This window comes from Vibrio neptunius, from assembly GCF_000967495.1.
In the GTDB taxonomy this organism is placed as follows: Bacteria; Pseudomonadota; Gammaproteobacteria; order Enterobacterales; family Vibrionaceae; genus Vibrio; species Vibrio neptunius.
The window spans coordinates 1-255 of record NZ_JXXU01000112.1; the positions used below are offsets into that span (position 1 = coordinate 1).

Genomic DNA, 255 nt, shown 5'->3' on the forward strand with positions numbered 1-255 from the left:
ATCCTGCACGACCCACCATTCTTCTCCACGAAGAATTAAAACTTATGTGGGCGATTAGCTCAGTTGGGAGAGCACCTGCCTTACAAGCAGGGGGTCACTGGTTCGAGCCCGGTATCGCCCACCATTCTCTAAGTATTTTTGGATTCAGATTTCCAAACCACTTCAGTAATACGTATGTGGTTGGATTTTTGCCGCTGAAAGTCTTTAGAAAATGTAACTTCCTTGTGAAGAAACATGCTCTTTAACAATTTGGAA

The 255-nt window shown here is 43.5% G+C and carries 1 tRNA gene; it reads left to right on the forward strand.

From position 1 onward, the window contains the following. Positions 1 to 48: 48 nt before the first annotated feature. Positions 49 to 124 (forward strand) — tRNA-Val (locus TW84_RS23175). Positions 125 to 255 lie beyond the last annotated feature (131 nt).